General features: G+C 61.9%; 15 protein-coding genes. 6 read left to right on the top strand and 9 right to left on the bottom strand.

The annotated features are described in order from the left end of the window. Positions 1-17 precede the first annotated feature (17 nt). The 3 genes from AB0O87_RS06705 to AB0O87_RS06695 are packed head-to-tail and all read left to right on the top strand — an operon-like array spanning position 18 to position 5,079. Positions 18-1,397 (top strand): sulfatase-like hydrolase/transferase, encoded by a 1,380-nt coding sequence (locus AB0O87_RS06705; RefSeq protein ID WP_363513120.1) that lies wholly within the window; start codon positions 18-20, stop codon positions 1,395-1,397. Next, on the top strand, positions 1,394-3,043 hold the full coding sequence (locus tag AB0O87_RS06700; protein ID WP_363513117.1) for a beta-xylosidase: 1,650 nt from the start codon (positions 1,394-1,396) through the stop codon (positions 3,041-3,043). The genes AB0O87_RS06705 and AB0O87_RS06700 overlap by 4 nt, the downstream gene beginning before the upstream one ends. Before the next feature lie 35 nt (positions 3,044-3,078). After that, positions 3,079-5,079 (top strand): hypothetical protein, encoded by a 2,001-nt coding sequence (locus AB0O87_RS06695; protein ID WP_363513114.1) that lies wholly within the window; start codon positions 3,079-3,081, stop codon positions 5,077-5,079. A gap of 23 nt (positions 5,080-5,102) precedes the next feature. On the opposite strand, the gene AB0O87_RS06690 is transcribed toward AB0O87_RS06695, so the two are convergent. The 3 genes from AB0O87_RS06690 to AB0O87_RS06680 all read right to left on the bottom strand — a co-directional run bounded on the left by AB0O87_RS06690 (position 5,103) and on the right by AB0O87_RS06680 (position 9,216). Beyond that, complete coding sequence (locus tag AB0O87_RS06690; protein ID WP_363513111.1) at positions 5,103-5,306, bottom strand: hypothetical protein; 204 nt, start codon at positions 5,304-5,306, stop codon at positions 5,103-5,105. Between the two features lie 48 nt (positions 5,307-5,354). Further along, the gene (locus AB0O87_RS06685; protein ID WP_363513108.1) at positions 5,355-7,313 is read right to left on the bottom strand and encodes a BCCT family transporter; all 1,959 of its coding nucleotides are present in this window, start codon (positions 7,311-7,313) and stop codon (positions 5,355-5,357) included. Between the two features lie 172 nt (positions 7,314-7,485). Beyond that, positions 7,486-9,216, bottom strand: coding sequence for a hypothetical protein (locus AB0O87_RS06680; RefSeq protein WP_363513105.1), 1,731 nt, complete (start codon positions 9,214-9,216; stop codon positions 7,486-7,488). Between the two features lie 101 nt (positions 9,217-9,317). Between AB0O87_RS06680 and AB0O87_RS06675 the strand changes: the two genes are divergently transcribed. The 3 genes from AB0O87_RS06675 (at position 9,318) to AB0O87_RS06665 (ending at position 11,932) form a co-directional block, all read left to right on the top strand. Continuing rightward, complete coding sequence (locus AB0O87_RS06675) at positions 9,318-10,082, top strand: sulfite exporter TauE/SafE family protein (protein WP_363513102.1); 765 nt, start codon at positions 9,318-9,320, stop codon at positions 10,080-10,082. Positions 10,083-10,237: 155 nt separating this feature from the next. Next, positions 10,238-11,329, top strand: a complete 1,092-nt coding sequence (locus AB0O87_RS06670) for a linear amide C-N hydrolase (RefSeq protein WP_363513099.1) — start codon at positions 10,238-10,240, stop codon at positions 11,327-11,329. 63 nt (positions 11,330-11,392) lie between these two features. Further along, a complete protein-coding gene (locus AB0O87_RS06665; RefSeq protein WP_363513096.1) occupies positions 11,393-11,932 on the top strand; it encodes a DUF308 domain-containing protein in 540 nt (179 codons plus the stop codon). Between the two features lie 27 nt (positions 11,933-11,959). Here AB0O87_RS06665 and AB0O87_RS06660 read toward each other — a convergent pair whose 3' ends face one another. The 6 genes from AB0O87_RS06660 to AB0O87_RS06635 all read right to left on the bottom strand — a co-directional run bounded on the left by AB0O87_RS06660 (position 11,960) and on the right by AB0O87_RS06635 (position 18,625). Continuing rightward, the gene (locus tag AB0O87_RS06660) at positions 11,960-13,507 is read right to left on the bottom strand and encodes a LuxR C-terminal-related transcriptional regulator (RefSeq protein WP_363513093.1); all 1,548 of its coding nucleotides are present in this window, start codon (positions 13,505-13,507) and stop codon (positions 11,960-11,962) included. A 292-nt stretch (positions 13,508-13,799) separates the two neighbouring features. Next, positions 13,800-14,699 (bottom strand): DMT family transporter, encoded by a 900-nt coding sequence (locus AB0O87_RS06655; RefSeq protein WP_363516114.1) that lies wholly within the window; start codon positions 14,697-14,699, stop codon positions 13,800-13,802. 40 nt (positions 14,700-14,739) lie between these two features. Beyond that, a complete protein-coding gene (locus tag AB0O87_RS06650; protein WP_363513090.1) occupies positions 14,740-15,411 on the bottom strand; it encodes a GAP family protein in 672 nt (223 codons plus the stop codon). Then, positions 15,408-16,454, bottom strand: a complete 1,047-nt coding sequence (locus AB0O87_RS06645) for a DUF998 domain-containing protein (RefSeq protein WP_363513087.1) — start codon at positions 16,452-16,454, stop codon at positions 15,408-15,410. Before AB0O87_RS06645 ends, AB0O87_RS06650 begins: the two co-directional genes overlap by 4 nt. Continuing rightward, entirely contained in the window at positions 16,451-17,134 is a 684-nt protein-coding gene (locus tag AB0O87_RS06640; RefSeq protein ID WP_363513084.1) for a hypothetical protein, read from the bottom strand. Before AB0O87_RS06640 ends, AB0O87_RS06645 begins: the two co-directional genes overlap by 4 nt. A gap of 81 nt (positions 17,135-17,215) precedes the next feature. Further along, positions 17,216-18,625 carry a glutamate decarboxylase gene (locus tag AB0O87_RS06635; protein WP_363513081.1) on the bottom strand — a complete coding sequence of 470 codons (1,410 nt, stop codon included), beginning with the start codon at positions 18,623-18,625 and terminating at the stop codon, positions 17,216-17,218. Between the last annotated feature and the right edge of the window lie 20 nt (positions 18,626-18,645).

Raw genomic sequence — 18,645 nt, 5'->3', positions numbered from 1 at the left:
GACGCAGAACTGGATCAATGATGAATCCCCGCCCCAATGTGCTTCAGATCGTCGTCGACGACATGGGGATCGGAGATCTATCGAGCATCAACAACGGCGCGTCAGCCACGCCCGTACTTGATCAACTGGCGGCAGAGGGAGTGTGTCTCAGCCAGCACTACTCTGGGTCGCCGGTGTGTGCACCTGCCCGAGCAGCATTGCTCACCGGACGCTATCCGCAGCGCACCGGGGTGATCGACACCATGGAGGCGCGTGGCACCGATCGCCTCGCTGTCGGCGAGCGCACCATCGCCGATGAACTGGCTGCCTCTGGGTATGCCACCGGCCTGGTAGGCAAGTGGCACAACGGTGCTTTTGATGCGGCGTTTCATCCCGTTCAACGAGGCTTCGACGAGTTCGTCGGTTTCCAGGGCGGGTGGCAGGACTACTGGAACTGGACGATCCAAAAAGGCGGGGCCGTCTTGGCAAGCGACGGTCGTCACCTCACCGATGTCTTCACGGCGGAGGCCATCGACTTCGTCACCAGGCATGCCGACGAACCGTTCTTCCTGCACCTCGCCTATAACGCCCCCCATTTTCCTCTGCAGGCTCCGGAATACCTCGTCGATCACTTCTACCGCGACGGCACAGTTACGCGGGCGGTGGCTACTATCTACGCAATGCTGTCAATGGTTGATGATGGCGTCGGCGCACTGTTGCAGCATCTCGACGCGCTGGGACTGAGCGAGAACACGATCGTCATGTTCACCAGCGACAATGGTCCCGATTTTCATGGGAAGGGCGAGCACTCCACTCACCGCTTCAATGAAGGCCTGCGCGGCTCAAAGACCCACGTCTTCGAAGGCGGCGTGAAAGTGCCGATGATCATGCGCTGGCCCGCAGGGCTCGACGGCGGCGTCACACGTGACGATCTGGTGCACTTCGTGGACTGGATGCCCACGCTCCTCGACGCTACGGGGGTCGGAGGGTCAACGGCCACAGTTGACGGCATCAGCCGGCTTCCCGCCCTCCGCGGCGACTCATCGAAAGGGCCGCTGCGTTTCTGGCAGTGGACGAGATACACGCCCCTCGCCGAATCGAATGCCGCCGTGCGCGACGGCGACTGGAAGCTGGTATTCCCTGCATGGGAAGGCACTCTCGACGCACTACAGAGCGACCTGGAACGTGATGCGGAGATCAAAAGAAATCCGGAGGCGCTCGTTGCGCTCGACGCCGATCCCACTCCGCAGTTCACGCGGCCAGCAGCCTCCGCTCCCCTGCTGTTCAACCTGCGCGCTGACCCGTTGGAAGCGTGCGACCTCTCCGCCACCCAACCAGACCGGTTGCGTTCGATGACGTCGGCACTACATAGCTGGTTCGACGACGTAGAAGCCAGCCGGCGAGCGACCTTGCCATGACCTCCCCCAACCAGAAAGGCATCATGATCAACGAAGATCCGCAGGTTAGCGAAAATCCGCAGGCGAACGACCACGGCATGCGCGTAGACGCGCGCGCCGCAGGAACACCTCTCGCCCATCACTGGAATGTGGTGGTCGGAGCCGGGCGTGCCAACGAGGGACTACGCGCCGACTGGCAGCAGCAGTTGCAGGAAGTCGTGCAGGTTCATGGGTTTCAGTACCTTCGATTCCACGGGCTCTTCCACGACGACATGTTCGTCTACCGCGAAGACGAGTCCGGCACCGTCTCCCCGTCGTTTCAATACGTGGATCGTCTCTTCGACGCGATGCTCGATATCGGCATTCGCCCCTTCGTAGAGCTGGGGTTCATGCCCAGTGAAATCGCCGTGCACACGGCAACGGCGTTCTGGTGGAGAGCGAACGGTAGCCCTCCCACCGACTTCGACAAGTGGGAGCAGCTGGTCGCCCGCACGGTAGAGCACTGGCGCGACCGTTACGGACTCGAAGAGATTCGAACGTGGTATTTCGAAGTCTGGAACGAACCGAACCTTCCTCCATTCTTCAAAGGCACGCGCTCGGAGTATCTCGAGATGTATCGACGCGCAGTCCGTGCCGTGAAAAACGTCGATTCACAGCTCAGAGTCGGAGGTCCAGCGACAAGCAACTTTGTGCCGGACGGCCGCTTCGACGGTGAGACCGAAGACACGAGCGAGCATGCAGTTGTGTTGGAAGCTGATGACCTGGCCGCGCTGGATTGGAAGCCGGTCTGGCTTGCCGAGTTCTTGCAGTTCGCCGAGACAGAGCACCTGCCAGTGGACTTCGTGTCTGTGCATCCGTACCCCACCAATTGGGCGCTGGACGAACACGGGCAGGGGGCGAAGCTCACGCGTGATGTGAATGCGACAGCACGCGACTTGCGACTGTTGCGCGGCCTGATCGACGAGTGCGCATATCCGAATGCGGAAATCCATCTCACTGAATGGTCGTCCTCGTCGAGTTCGCGCGACCGCACCCATGATCATCTCCAAGCGGCCACGTTCGTGCTGAAGGCCAACCTCGACACCATCGGCTTGGTCGATTCGTTGTCGTACTGGGCGTTCAGCGACATCTTCGAAGAAGCGGGTGGCGGTCAGGAACCCTTCCACGGCGGGTTCGGGTTACTGAATCACCACGGCATTCCCAAACCGACCTATCACGCCTACAGGTTCCTCAAGGAGCTCGGCGATGAGCTGCTCTCCGTGACGGACACGGGCGCGATCACACGGCGGAGCACAGACGGCAAGATCGTCGGCGCGTTGTATCACTACCCCGAGGAAGTCACGCTGACGGTTCCCGCCTCGATCGACGAGTGGGACATCGCTGAACAGACGTTGGCGAGCGGCACGCCCCGCACTCTCACCGTGCAGATCACTGGTGTTGCAGCAGACGCAGATTTCACCCTTGAAATCGTCACCCATGAAGCAGGAAACGCGCTCCCGACGTGGAAGCAACGCGGAGCTCCCCTGAACCTCAGCCGCGCCGATCAGTCCGCGATTGACGACGCGGCACGAACGCTCCTCGTCGAACGGCACAGGGCGGTCGACGGAGTGCTCTCGCTCGAGGTGACCCTGCCGCCATGGGGTATCGCCCTCCTGGCGGAAGTGTGAGAACGATGAGACCTGCTGAAGTAAAGGAACACCCCTTGCCTACCGCGCATCTCCCCCGCCGATCGGTCCACCTCGACTTCCATACATCGCCGCTGATTACACCGATCGCGCAGGAGTTCGACTCCGAGGCATTCGCGGAGCGCTTCGCGCAACTGGGGGTCGACTCCGTCACGCTGTTTGCGAAGTGTCACCACGGTCAGCTCTACTACGACACGAGCCGCGAAGAGCGGCACCCTGGTCTTGGTGAGGTGAATCTGCTCCGCGCACAGATCGAGGCGCTTCGTCCCCTCGGGATTCGCACCCCGATCTATCTCAGCGTGCTCTTCGATGAACATGCCGCAGCCGCGCACCCCGAGTGGGTGGCGCGAAACGACAACGGTGCCCCCACTCGCGTCGACTCCCACGGCGTTCCAGGGTGGCGCATCCTCGATATGACCAGCGGGTACCGCTCGTACCTCGCCGATCAAATCACCGATGTGCTGGAGCACTTCCCCGACGCCGATGGCTTCTTCTTCGACATCTGCTTCGACCAGCCGGGATTCAGCGCCAGCGCGCGCGCAGCCGCCATCGCCTCGGGGTTCAATCCCGACCACGAAACGGGGAGGCGGGACGCGGCATCCGCCGTTTCGCACGACTACATGCGGGAGTTTCGCGACATGGTCGCTGGCGCGGGCCATGACGGCGTTCCCCGCAGCGTTTTCTTCAACTCCCGCCCCAGACTGCGCCTTGCCGATGAGCTCGGCTACAGCACCCACGACGAAATCGAAGCCCTGCCGACGGGAGGGTGGGGCTATGCCTATGCGCCGTCCGTGGCCCGAAGCGTCATCCCCATTCAGCCACGCGCTATCGGGATGACCGGCCGCTTCTTCGGAAGCTGGGGCGACAGCGCAAGCGTGCATCCCGCAGCGGCGCTCAAGTACGAGTCCTTACAGATGAGCGCGCTGGGCTTGGGTATCTGTATCGGTGATTCACTGCCGCCCTCAGGGCGATCCCATGAAGCGGTGACGGCGCGCCTTGCAGAGACCTTTGCGCACGTGCGCCGAGTGCAGAACGAATCAAAAGGCGCGGCCAGGGTTGTCGAGGTGGCCGTCATGCGAGCCCCCGCCAGCGCTGAGGGCGATGTCATCCATGCGGACGCCCCTGGCCCCGGCGAGCTCGCGGCCCTGCGCCTCCTCACCGCGCGAGGCATCGACTTCGACTTTGTCGATGCCGATCACGACCTCTCCTCCTATCGGGCGATCATCGTGCTGGCAGGTGTCGAGTTCACAGACAAGCTTGTGCAAAAGCTCACCCTGCATGTGGAAGCAGACGGCGCCCTCGTGTTGTCTGGCCTGCCGGATGACCTGATCGCGATCCGTGAGCTCACCGGGCTCAGCGCGCGAAACGACCTCGCCGCCTTCACCCGCGAATTCGTCCGCCCCGTTCCTGCAGAAACCGGCCTCGCCGACTTCGACTATGTGCTCCCCGGTAGCGTGCGGCGCGTGCGTACCGACGACGATTCCGTCGTGCTCGCCACCGTGACCGAACCATATTTTGACCGCACCCCTGAGCGCTTCAGCGGCCACGAATACACGCCAGCAGGACACGCAACAACGCACCCGGCCATCGTGGTGCGCGGACGGGTGGCTTCAGCGGCCTTCGAACTGTTTGAAACCTACGGCGCGACAGCGATCCCTGAAATCGGAGATCTCGCACAAGCCGCGCTCGCAGCGGTGTTCCCGCGCCCAGCTCTTCACCTCGACGGCCCCGCGCATCTGGAGGGCACGCTACAACGTCACGCTACGGCGTCGTTCGTGCACCTGTTGAGCTACCTTCCCTCACGCCGCATGCTCGCAGACGTGGAGACGGTGCTCGATCCGGTTCCCGCGCGCAACGTCGCAGTGCGCGTGCGTCTCGACGGCCAAAAGCCGCGATCAGTGACGCCGCTCGACGGGGAACCCCTCCCCTTCGAGGTCGCCGACGGGTACGTGAGTTTCGACGCATCCTTCGATACAGGACACTGCCTCATCGCCATCGACCTCGATATCGAGGAGTAACGCGCTGGCGGTGCCTTCAGCGTTTACTCGGTGGGCTTGCCAGCCCAGTTTTTGGTGCGACGGGTAGCCGTGCCGCGCTCACGCAGCATGAATGCCATCGCGAGCGTTACCAGCGCCAGTCCTCCGCAGAAAGCCAACGCCTGAAACTCCGGCAACCCAAAAGAGATGCCCATCAGCCAGAAGCCTCCGAGGAAGAGGAACATGAAGAAAAAGAAGCTGAGGATCACGGGATCTCCTGTCGTCGGTGCCGTGTACCAGGATAGCCCGGACGCTGACTACTCATCGTCCTTCCGCTTCCTCGCTTGTTCACGACGCTCCTCACCCACGGTGAGGGAAGCATCGCCAGAGGCGGTGTGCGCGGGATTTCCTGGCCCCATGGGCTGAATGCGCCCAGGCTCGAGGGTTCTCGTCACGTCAAGCGCCGTCACGACGGGAATCTGCCCCGTCGCGGTCTCAAACCACTCGGTCAGGGCAGGATCGTCGGAGTCGATACCGGCTCCTGCACCCTCGTCTGCCGCGACTTCGGTCGCACCGAACACGAAGTCGTCTCCATGCTCGGCAATACCCAAACGAACACCCTGGGCAATCGCCGCACTTGCGTAGCGTCGGCGCAGGATGAACGGATCCGTTCGAAGCTCCTTCGCCCACGAGATCATAATCCCGACGACGATTACGGCGAACGGAAGAGCAGAAACGACCATGATCGATTGCAGCCCAGACAGCGCCGTTTCCCCACCGGCCAGGAGCAGTGCTAGCGCAGCCGCGCCGAGCAGCACGCCCCAAGTGATCGTCACCCAAGTCGACGGCTCTGGCTTGCCGCGCTGACTCATCGATCCCATGACGATCGCCGCAGAATCGGCAGACGTCACGAAGAACAGGATGATCGAGATCATCGCCAGTACAGAGAGGATCACGCCGAAGGGAAGCTCCTGCAGTACGGCGAAGAGTATTGCCTCCGACGACCCTGCGTCGCTGATTCCGCGTCCCTCCGACTCGAACAGCATGGTGGTGCCGCCCAGAATGCCGAACCAGACCACGCACACTGCCGAGGGGACGACGATGACCACGGTCACAAACTCCCGCAGAGTGCGGCCCCGCGAGATCTTCGCGATGAACATACCCACGAACGGTGTCCACGAGATCCACCATGCCCAGTAGTAGTTCGTCCAACTCGACATAAAGGCAGCGGCTTCGTCACCCTGTGCGGGGTTGCGCAGCAGCATCGTCCACAGGTCGCCGAAGAACGCGGAGATGCTCGCTGGCACCATGTTCAGAATGAACAGCGTGGGGCCAGCGATGAGGATGAAAAGACCGATCACGGCGGCGATGACCATGTTGATATTCGACAGCGCACGAATGCCCCGCTTGATACCGGAGACCGCCGAGACCACGAACGCGGCGGTAAGCACGGTGATGATCACGACCAGTCCGGTGTTCCCCAGCGGACCGATGCCGGTGACGACCTCGATACCGCTGGAAATCTGCAATGCCCCCATGCCGAGGGTGACTCCGGTGCCAAACAGCGTGACGATGATCGCAAACACGTCAATCACCGCGCCGATCCATCCCTCTGTGCGCTCTCCAAAGATCGGACGGAAGATAGCCGAGATCAAAGGCGCCCTTCCTCGGCGATACGCGGCGTACGCGATCGCGCCACCCACCAACGCATAAAAGGCCCACGCCATCGGACCCCAGTGCAAAATGGACTGCGCCAGTGCGTCCAGCATCGCGTCCCGGGTTCCCGGTTCCGAAGTGAAGCCATAGGGCACGTCGTTGAAGTAGGCGAGCGGCTCTGCTGGCCCCCAGAACAACAGCCCAATACCCATGCCGGCGGAGAACAGCATCGCGATCCACGACACCGTCGAGAACTCGGGCGACTCATCGTCTGACCCGAGGCGAATACCTCCGGTGCGGCCGTACCCGACAACGAGCATGAAGATGATCGTCACCACAGCCAGCAGCGAGAACAGCCAACCAAAGTTCGTGGTCACCCAGCTGAGCGACGCCGTTCCTGCCTCACTGATGCTCTCCGGCGCTAAGAAACCCCAAATGACCACGGCGAGCACGGAAAAACCCGCGATCCCGAAGACGGCCCAGTTCGTGCTGAAGACCCGAGGGGTGTCTTCCACTCCGATTCCTGGAATCAGCGCCGGGTGCGTCACCTCACGCAGGATCTTCTTGGGAGACGGCATCGCCGGTCCTGAAGTGTTCGTCTCGCTCTTCTTCTCACTCATCGGAGATCTCCCAGCGCGCATCCCGCGCCGTCGGGTGAGGCGCTTTCGAACGCACGCGTGTAGCGGTCGAGGCTTACGTTAGGAGGACACCGCGCCAGATCGCCCCATGACACACCGTGTTGGCGTGATCACATGCAGACCCCTCCCGCAGATCGGGTGCACGGAGACGCCTCTACGACGCGGGCAAGGCAGCGACGCGCTTGCGCCAGTAGTCGAGTTCCTGTGCAGCTTCGGGGCGGCTGTGTGGGCGGGCCGTATCGAGCCAACCTTCGGCGGCGACGCGGTCACCGTCGAGGCACGCAAGCGCGCCGAGCATCAGACCGGGTTGAGTGGGCACGTTCCGCCACGACACGGGGCGTCCCCCGTCACCAGATCTCGCCGGTTTGGGACTGACGGCCAGCGGAAACCCGACGCCTCGTAGCAAGAGGTCGGCGAGCGCCGCGCGATCCCCGCAACGGCCTAGAAAAGGAACAATTTTGGTACGCACCCGCTCTGCGAGGAGATCGAGGCGTTCTGCGTCGGCGTACCATCCGGTTTCGGAGACAAGCAAGTCAAGCTCGAAAGGTTTGACGCGCTTCGGATCCCGCTGCACAGCTGGCCCATCTACGGGGTGAAGCTCTTCAAACAGCACGCCGTACTGAATACTCATGAACAGGCCGCTGGAGTAGAACTCAACGAGTTCGACGCGAGCGTCGATCGAACGTCGCCATGTGCGACCCGACTTCCGGAACCCCAGCTCGCGCATCGTGCCATCAACTCGCTCGCGGAGCATACCGTCTACCTCCGCCCGCAGGAGCTTGGGTGTCGGGTTCGCCTTTGCACGCACTGCGGCGGCCTTCTCTTTTTTCAGTTCGGCGTCGCGCTTCCCCGCGCGAGCGATAGCTTCCGGTCCCAGCGCGGCACCGATTCGCTTCAGCAAGTCTCGCCGGGACACACTGTCGACCAGCCGCTCCAGTTCGGCCAGATCGGCTTCAGTCCCGCGCTGGGCGAGCGTGTCAACAGCAGCGCTGGCCACGCGAAGAGCCAAGGATTCTGTGGCGGGAGGGCGAGTCTCAGCTCCTTGCCGTACCAATGCGCCCAGCTGCCTCGCGGACACTTCCGTGGCAGGCAACCACCGCGCCGCGATGACAGCCGCCCGCACCAAGTCCTCGTTCGATGGTGTGTAGAGGTGCCCGTCGTCCGCAACTCGCGTCGCTTCTGCCGCGCTCACCCACTCCTTGACGAGAGCGCGTGCTGTTTCAAGACGCAGTATCTCGCGCAGCTGACGCTGCCATGTCTGGGAGGGTGCCTTATGTCCGAGAAGCGTGAGATGTCGCACGAGGGGCTCGACGTCGTCTGCGGAATGCGCACGCGCCAGTCTCCGTGCGGGCTCCGCCCACTCGTCGCCGTCGTGCACGGCCGTAAGGTCGAGCACGCCCGGCGGCAAAAATGTGGCCAGCAGCCGATTGGCGGTCTTGAGATCTTTGTCGACGTTCCAACGCGGCGCGAACCGTCCGTGCATGAGTCCTGCGAGATGGGTCGCACAGGCGTCGAGCGCCTCGTAGAGCGCAGACTCGAAGCGACCAGAGGCCATTGCTTTCTCTGCACCGCGCAGCGCCGGACCACAGATGTAGTTCATGCAGTCGACCTTCAGGGCAGCCTGCAACGCGAAGACGGCCGTGTCTGAATCCCAGGGCAGAGACTTGCGAGGCAGCGAACTCACGATCGTGTCTTCCACTGACCCGTGTGGCCATCCATTCACGCGCGCCGGGCTGATGTCCATGATCAGCAACAGCGCCACGAGCTGACCACGAGGGGATAGCTCTTCAACATCGGCGTCTTCGGGCCACGCATTCATGCTGACCCCGGCGCGACTCAGCGTCGCCTCCATCTCTTGCAAGAGAAGCTCGCGCGTTAGAGGCATGGTTCGCTGGCTCTGTTTCTGGTCGTGCTCATTTTCCGCATCTTATTCCCATCACCCGACATTGCCCGCGGACTAACGTAGACACGGCACGAGGGAGCGGAATGACAGGTGGGATAGTCGAGATCACACTCGTGTGCACTGTTTTGCTCGGCGCAGCACTTCAGCGCATCGCCGGTATGGGTTTCGCAATGGTGGTGGCACCATTCGCTGTGCTACTGCTGTCTGGCCAACAGGGCGTCGTGTTCGCGAATCTGTGCGGCGCTATCGCGGCTATCGCGCTGATCTGGCCAGTACGGGCAGACATTGATCGAAAACGGTTGATCATCCTTACCGGCATGAGCGTCGTTGGCGCGTTCGCCGGAGCGCTCGTGGTGCGCGGTCTCGACGTCGGCGTTTTCCGGATCGTTGTGGGGAGCATTCTGCTCGCGGGAATCGTCGCGTCACTGCTCCTCGGCAGAACCAGACACGTCGTTCCCGTTACACCTGCCACCTTTGTCGCCGGAGGCGCGACAGGAATGCTCGTCACGATGTCTGGCATCGGCGGACCACCCATGTCTATTTATGCAGTTGCCACCCGATGGGAGCATCACCGATTTGCCGCGACTATGCAGCCCTTCGTCGCACTCTCCTCGCTGATCGGCGCCGGCGCTGTCCTTTCTTCGACGCCAGACGCCGTGCCCCAGCTTTCTCTGACAGTGTGGGTTTTGGTCGGAATCGCGCTCGCCAGCGGACTCATCGGCGGTCAGCTCTTGCACCATCGAGTGCCCGCAAAATGGGGGCGAGCTGTGGTGATCGTGTTGGGCATCATCGGCGCAGTGACCACGATCACCTCAGGAATCACGATCGTTTCTGGGGCAGGCGCATAGGCCGGGTGATCCCGGGGTGGGGCTCGGGTGACTGGTGAGGGTGAATTCGCCGGATTGTCGCGCAATACCGCCCGAAATCGTCGAATAATCGGCAGGGAGCCTGTGTCTTTTTTCTGACGCGGGCGCCCACCTCGACGATTGGAAACACGGCGCTCATGTGCACACGAGTTGTATGGCCCGATGCTAACGGTGCGGTCATCGTTGGCCGAAACATGGATTTCCACATGGACCTCCTCTCCAACCTCTGGAAGTTCCCCCGGGGCATGGAGCGCTCCGACGGCGTGAACGGGACGTTGAAGTGGACGTCGAAGTACGGCAGCCTCGTCGCCACAGCTTTCGACCTCATCGCCTGTGACGGAATGAACGAAGAGGGGTTCGCCGGCCACATCCTCTGGCTGGCAGAGTCCGACTACGGAACCCCCGAGCCGACCGCCACCCAGCTCAGCCAGACAGTGTGGCTGCAGTACTACCTCGACAACTTCGCGACAGTCGCTGAAGCTGTGGCGTGGACGAACGACACGCAGGTACAGATCTCTCAGCTCTTCGATCCCACAGGGCACCTCGTGCCGACGCTGCACCTGGCGATCAACGACGCGAGCGGCGACTCAGCGATCATCGAGTACACAGACGGAACTCCGAAGGTGTACCACGGCCGCGAGTACCAGGTCATGACCAACTCCCCCACCTTCGACAAGCAGCTCGAACTGGTGAAAGAGGTCGAAGGCCTGGGAGGCAGCAAGCCGCTGCCGGGCTCGACGCTAGCCAGCGATCGCTTCGCTCGCGCTTCGTTCTACGTGGCACACCAGAAGCAGCCGAAGACTCAGATCGAGGCGATGGCGGCCATGTTCAGCATCATCCGCAACGCCGCGCAGCCGTTCCGTACTCCCGAGGAGGGCAAGCCAGACGCCTCCCAGACCATCTGGCAGGTTGTGCTCGACCTCACCAACAAGCGGTACGCGTTCGAGTCGACGACTCGTCCGAACATCGTTTGGGTCGACTTCGATGACATGAGCTTCAACGAGGGCAGCAAGGTACTCAAGCTGGACCTGGTCGGACGCCTGGCTCTCGAAGGTGGTCTGGTGGGCAACGCGAGCCACCACTTCGAAGATGTGGGTGAGCTGGGACACGAAGTTCTGGCCACCGCCACACAGGCTCTCGAGTTCATTGCACGCAAGCAAGACGAGTTCGCCTCGATCGCGAAGGCCGTGCAGAGCTTGGTCGGCACGAAAAGCTCGCACGCCGCCTAACCTCCTCCCCCGATTGAGAAGTGACCATTAATGAAAACAGCTGTAGCGTCTGAACCCGCTCCCATGAAGAACGTCTTTGACGGGATTCGCATCGCGATCGGAATCGGCGGTCTGCTCTCGCTCGCCGTCGGCGTGGTGATTCTCATCTGGCCAGATAAGACAGCGATGATCGTTGCTGCCATCGTGGCCGTGTATGTCGTGGTTGCTGGCCTCGTCTACGCGGGTATCGGTGGGCTCAGCAAGCGCAAGAGCGGATGGTCGCGCGTCGGCCATGTGCTGCTCGGTCTCGTCTTCATCGCCGCAGGAGTGATCGCATTTGCGAACCTCGGACAAACAGCCACCTGGCTGGGGATCTTCCTCGGAGTTCTCGTCGGTGTGCTGTGGATTGTCGAGGGTGTGGTGGCACTCACCACGTTGCCAGACTCGGGCTCCAAGGTATGGCCGATCCTCTTCGCCATCCTCTCCATTGCGGCTGGCGTCGTGATTTTGTTCGCGCCGCTCTGGGGTGCCATGGTGCTCTGGATGCTGCTGGGCATCTCGCTTGTCGTGCTCGGCGTGGTCAACGTCGTACGCGCAGCAGCCCTCGGCCGCTCACGGGCGTAGATCCCGACCGGCCGCTCACGACGAGAATCAGTCGTGGGCGGTCGGTGCCAGCAACCGCATGCGCGTTGCAGCGCGAATTGCTTCTTCCCTCGTCGAGCAGCCGAGCTTGCGGTAGATCGATCTCAGTTGCGATTTAACCGTGTTCGGCGATACGTGGAAAGTCGACGCTATCGATGCCGTCGAGCGTTGCGCAGGCAACGGATTAAGAATGCGTAGCTCTCCGGAGGTCAGCGTGGGCCGCGCTTGATGATCACCGAAAACCAGCTTCTCGGTCACCGTATCGAACTCTCCTGCACCCTCGCTCGCGATTGCTTCGCGCACTCGTTCAACGAGCTGACGCGGCATCACCTCGAGCAACCGTCGCCGGTCACGCCGCTGCACGATCCTGGAGATCTGTCGCGCGGATTCTGGGCTGACATCGCCCGTTCGCGCGAACTCCAGCCACCCAGACAGCAAAACACTCTCCGCACGCTGAGCGGGTCCGAGCGCCTGGTCGGCTGCCAACAGACGTAGCTCCTGTGCCGCGATCTCCAAGCGCCCATCATTCAGGGCCAAGTGAGCTGTCGCGAGTTGAGTGAGCACCCCTGCTTTCGGATTGTTCTTGACGATCGACCACGCGTACGCCACCTCACCAGTGGCGATGAGGGACTCGATAGACAGCGACGCAATCACATCAGCAGCGAACGATCCGTGCTGCACCGGATGGCTCTCTGACGTGAGTCGGATCGTCTCGAGAGCATCTTCTGGACGATGACTCGACAGGTAGAAACGACAGCGTGCCAGCAACGAGAACGGCCAGTTGAGCTCGATGGTATCGATCTGAACGGCGGCTGTCAGCAGATCAGCGATGTTGGCAGAGCGACGCTCTACTGCGATGAGGGCAGCGGCAATTGCTTCTGAAGAAGTCGTGGCGTTCGTGTTCGAGGTCGTCACTTCCGGCATCTGTGCTGCTTCGGCGAGCGCGCGCTCTGCATCGTCGAGCGTGCCACGAATGGCGTGCGCGAGAGCCGTCTTTGCAAGTGCCATCCGCTCCGCGTATGGCTGCCGGGAAAGCCTGCCGAGCTGGCGGGCTGTGGCGAATTCGAGAAGCGCTCGCCCCGTCTCGCCGGCAGCGAGCCAGGTCGAACCGATCTGTTGATGAAGAAACCACAACGGCCCGTCCAAGCGATCTCGCCCATCTGCCGGGGCCTCCATCAACCGGTCCTCAAGCCTCCGTGCGTAGACCACGGCAGCCGTGACGTCGCCGTTGACGCGAAAAGAGATCATCTGAGCGAGGGTGAGGAGGTCTGCCTCATCCGCACTCATAAGGCGCACGTCTTGCGCGTGCGCCACCGGCTTGAACGTGCGCGCCCTGCGTGCGAGCACGGGCGTCATCGGGTGCAGAAGCCGCAGAATGGGATGCCGATCCAGCAAGGCAGCTGGCAGTTCCACCACCGCCGCCGTCAGAGCATCGGAGTGCTCCGTGTAAAGCGGCCAGACGTTGTTGATGATGGCTCGAGCTATGCCCTCGGGCGCGCCAGCACGGACCGCTTTTGCGAGATCGTCTCGTGCCCGGTCAGTATCGGTGTGGTTCACGCCGCTGCCCTCCACACGCTCTGGAGAGGGAGCCGGGGAGCCGTCGTCGAGTCGCGGTGGGTTAACCCGCGCGACATCGCGTTGGAGTTAATGCTGTCGAAGGTGAGGTTTCGAGTCATCATTTCTCCTGGTCTGCCGACGCATTACGACGGCGATCGCCCTGGTAGATCGGCCTTTTTACGGGCCCTGTGACTCATTTCTAATATATCGGCCGCACCAGATGGGGCCAGGCTATCGCATCACCCAGATCCTCACCCTCACCCTCACCCTCACCCGCGTTGCGTCAGCCTCGTTACTTCGCTCCGTTCTCTTCCCTCGCAAGCGCAAAGACACCACTCATCGCCACCGCGCCTGCCGCAACGAGGGCGACGAAGGCCCACGGCTCGGCTCCGCTGGCCTCCCCCAAAATGACGATGCCCAAGATGACGGCGACCGTTGGATCGACCACCGTGAGCCCGGCGACGACAATTTCAGGACGATTCCCATCGTGGGCACGCTGCACGAAATACACCGAGAGCGCTCCAGCAACGCCAATTCCGATGACGCAGGCAATCGTCAGCAGATCCGCGGTGTCGAGGCGGAAGCCGCCCTCTCGAATCGCGGATTGCACGCGCAGAATCACTGTCTTACCCAGCGTGGCGACGAAGGCGGAATAGATGCCTCCCAGCAGCACCCAGAACATCGGCGGTGTTCGCCTGCGACGCCCAGACACCCAGATCACAGCCGTAGCGATAAGGAGGACGGTGAGCACGATGAGCACGGCTATCAACTGCACATCCGTTACCGCGTGTTGCTTACTCACCAGCGCCGCCACCGTCACAAAGCCAGCGACACCCAGCACGCAGAGGCTGATGGCACGCACGACAGCCCACGACGGCTTTTGTTTGGTGATCAGCGCTGTGATCACCGCCGTAAACACAAGGGCTGCAACGCCGATCGGTTGCACGACCATCAACGGCGCAAAGGTCAAACTTGCCATCTGCAAAAGCACTGTCACCCCGAGCAGCGCTGCTCCCAACAGCCACACTTTGCTGCGCATGAGCTGCGCGGCCTTTGACCTCGTGCCACCTGGAGCCGTCTGGGTTTGCAGGTTGCGCACCCCCTTCGCCTGCAACATGTTTGCGGCAGCCAGCGCGACCGCCGATCCCAGTGCCAGCGAGATTCCGATAAGAGGTGCAGATTCCAGTTCCATCGTCACTTTTCGCTTTCTACGTGGAGTTCACCGAACATCATTAGCCCGTGAGGTCGGCGATGCCCGAGCCGATGAGTTTGAAGCCGAGGATGACGAACAGCACAGTCATAATCACCGCGTGGTTGGTGACAAGCCACGCGCGCATGCCAGAGAGTCGCACCTCGACATTTTGGGGCGAGACCACGCTCACCAACCAGGGCACGGCAATCGCGGTCACACCAAGCACTCCGAAGATCAAGATCACAGCCACCACCTCGCCGACGGGAAGTACGGCCTGCGAAATCCGTCCGCTCGCAGCGACCAACAACGGCAGATCTTTGGGGGAAGCAGGGCCTGCCAGCACAATGCCGACCGCGAACGCCTTCACCATGCTCAGCCCGTCAAGGCGTGCCATCCACTTCGGGGGCTCGTCCGATGATCGGCTCCGCCACTGCCGCACAGCGAGAAACAGCATCACCACCCCAAGAACGACCTCGATGATGTCGATTGTGATGTGCGGTCCCGAGTCCGGATCATCGGCACCTGATGACCGCCCGAGAAGGACCAAGGCCCCCACGAACACGACTCCCCACGTATAGCAGCCGATAAGGAAGGCTGTACCGTTTGTGCGCCCCTTGCCGGAGGTGGCCATCAGGATGACGGCGACGATCGACAGGGGGCTGATGGCGATGGCAACGCCCAAGATCAGCAGGTCAGCAAGCAGCGCGATCATGCGTGAACTGCTGTCTGCGGGCTCTGCACATTGCGCAGAAACAGGATGATCCAGCTGAAGATCAGTAGCGCTGACACCAGCTCGACAGCAGTGAGGTTATAGACGCCCACCATAAAAAGCACCGCCAATACAACGATTACGCCCACGTAGACGTAGCCCAACACGAGGAATGTTCGCGGCATAGAGGGAATGAGCCAAGGCAGACCGATCACCAGCACCGCGAACACGACGCACATTCCCGTGGCGACGGTGTTGTGGATGAGGAAGAACTGATCAACCGGAAAGATTCCGACACAGGCGAGAAAGACTCCGAGCAGCACGAAGAGGGCGCGCACAACTGCTCGCCTTCGTTGCTCCGACGACGTCTGGGCGGGCACGGAGGCTGTCCCAAAGCGTGCAATCGTGGTGACGATGACTCCAGACACAATGAGCGTCAGGTTGAACGTCAGCGCCGAGATGTCGTGCGTCCTGCCGAGGGCAGAAAGGTTCAATTGCCACCAGTGCGGATCCGCCGAACTCAACATCGCCGTGAGCATCCCGACCACGAGGAAAACCGCGAGCACCAGGGCGAGATGTCGAGGCGAGAGCCCCGCACCGCTCACGTAGGCAAGGTAGGAGCTGAGAGCCGCAGCGGTCGCCGCCAGAATCACGGCGGGTGTTGCGTACAACGTTGCTCCGATAAAGCTGTGGTTGAGGATCATCGCGACGCCGATCCACCCAATCAAGGCGATCGTTCCATAGGCGGCCGCGAGCGCGACAAGGTCGATCCACCAGTACTTCGCGACCTTCGCCTCTGGCGCTTCGCCATCGCGCCCTGATCGCGGCCGAAGCCGGGACAGAGCGAAGCTCGCCGTGGCTGCCGTTGCACCAGCCACGGCGGCAAAGTCTCCGAGCGATTGTCGACCACTGATCGGAACCTGGCGATCCCAGAACACGAAAAGGGCCACAATCGCGCATACGGCGAAGAAGAAGGTGCCGACTAAAAGCGCGAGCGATTCATCGTCCAGCGAGCGGCGTGCGCGTCGCCCCCGGACCAGGTTCACTGTTGAACGTTCTGGCGACGCGAGCGGTCCCAGAATGGCAACACGATAAGCGAAGCAAAGAGGAAGCAGAGCGCACCGATGAACGTGCCGTTGTTGGCGAGGGAGCCGTTCATCGCGTCACCGCTCGGCAAGATGTAGGCACCGATGGCCGATGCGCCGAAGGCCACACATCCGACGAAGTTGATGAAGACAGACCACCACGCGCGACGTCCAAGATCCCACAGGCTCGCAACATGGGCGTAGGCGATGAAAGCCACCACACCACTGATGAGGAAGGCGACCGATCCGCCAGCGTCTGGGTTCCAGACGAACTCTTCTTCTGCCGTGACGGACTTGGCGTAGAGCGCACTCGTTGTGCTGATGTTGAACATGATCGTCCCGAACGACTGGGTCGCCGCCGTGAGCCATTCAGCGCGCACCATCCGCCCTGGCGCGTACGAAACCGGAACAGAGATCGCGCCGCTGAGGAAGAGCTGAATCAAACCGGCAGCGGTAAAAAACCACGCGCCGATGAAGAACAGAAGGTTCGCTCCGTTCGAGCCCAGCAGGTCTCCGAGACCAGGGGCTGACCCGACAGCGAAGAAGCTTGAGCCGATCATGAACCCCCAGCACTGCTTGGTGACGCTGGGGACGAACATTCTGCGAGGTGGATCGATGCTGGTCGCTGCGGCGCCGCTCATGCTCGCTCACATCTCCTTCGGTTTAGGGTTCTGGGACGCTCGGGGAGGGCACCCGCAGGTGCCCTCCCCGATGACGTCAACTCAGTGGTGGAAGTGCGATCCGCTGCCGGGGCTGTCAGGCAGCGGCACGGTCAGCGACTCTAGGAACGCCACCTCGCCCTTGATGTCAGCCAGCAGCGACGACGCGAGGTCGCGGCTGAGCCCCACCTTGACCACGATGCGCTGCAGGATGACATCAGACATGTCGTCAGCCATCGGGTAGGCCGGGACAAGCCAGCCCTTCATACGCAGGCGGTCAGCGAGATCGTAGAGAGTCCAAGTGTCTGTGTGTCCATCTTTGAGGACCCAAGCGAACACCGGAATCGTGTCTCCCTTGCTCACCAGCTCGAACGGGCCGATCTTCGCGATCTCGCTCGAGAGGTAGGTGGCAACGTCGATCGAGTTCTGCTGCACAGCGCGGTAGCCCTCGAAGCCGAGACGAAGGAACTGGTAGTACTGCAACAGAACCTGCGCGCCTGGGCGGGAGAAGTTCAGCGCCAGCGTCGGCATGTCTCCACCGAGGTAGCTGACGTGGAAGATCATGCTCTCGGGAAGAACGGCGGTGTTGCGCCAGACGACCCAGCCCACACCGGGGTACACGAGGCCGTACTTGTGACCAGAAGTCGAGATCGAGTTGACGCGATCCAGCTGGAAGTCCCACACCAGGTCAGGCTGGCAGAACGGTGCCACCATGGCCCCGGAGGCGCCGTCGATGTGGATCTTGACGTCGAGACCGGTCTTCTCCTGAATCTCATCGAGCTTCTTCGAGATCGCGATCGTGTCGTCATAGAGACCGGTGAACGTCTGACCGAGGATCGACACCACACCGATGGTGTTCTCGTCGACGTAGTCCTCAAGGTTGTAGCCATCGAGGATGATGTGATCGCGCGAGACCGGTACATAGCGCGGCTCGACGTCCCAGTAGTTGCAGAACTTCTCCCAGACGACCTGAACTGCCGCCGACATAATCAGGTTCGGCTTGTCTGTCGACTTTCCTTCTGCCTTGCGCTTTTCCTGCCACAGACGCTTCATGGCAAGACCGCCGAGCATGCAGGCCTCAGACGAGCCGATGGTGGAAGTGCCGATCGTGTCGTTCTTGTCCGGCACGTTCCACAGATCTGCGAGCATCCTCCAGCAGCGGTCCTCAATGGCCGCGGTCGCTGGATACTCGTCCTTGTCGATCATGTTCTTGTCGGCAGCTTCGAGGTAAAGCTTCTTCGCCTCGTCGTCCATCCAGGTGCCGACGAACGTCGCCAGGTTGAGGCGCGAGTTTCCATCGAGGATGGCCTCGTCGTGGACGATCTGGTACGCCGTCTCCGGGAGGCTGGGCCCTGCAGGCAAGGAGAATTTGTCGAACTCTGTGGCCTCGCCAGGACGGACGAAGACAGGGTTCAGGCTGAGAGTCGCGTCTAGGTTGTTCGACTGGCGGGCTTTGCTGGTGTTGGTGGTCACTTTTTCGCTCCTACGAAGAG

The organism is Microbacterium sp. NPDC076768 (assembly GCF_040687205.1).
Taxonomy (GTDB): domain Bacteria; phylum Actinomycetota; class Actinomycetes; order Actinomycetales; family Microbacteriaceae; genus Microbacterium.
The sequence above is the reverse complement of the archived record's forward strand: the minus strand, read 5'-3'. Positions and strand labels throughout refer to the sequence as shown.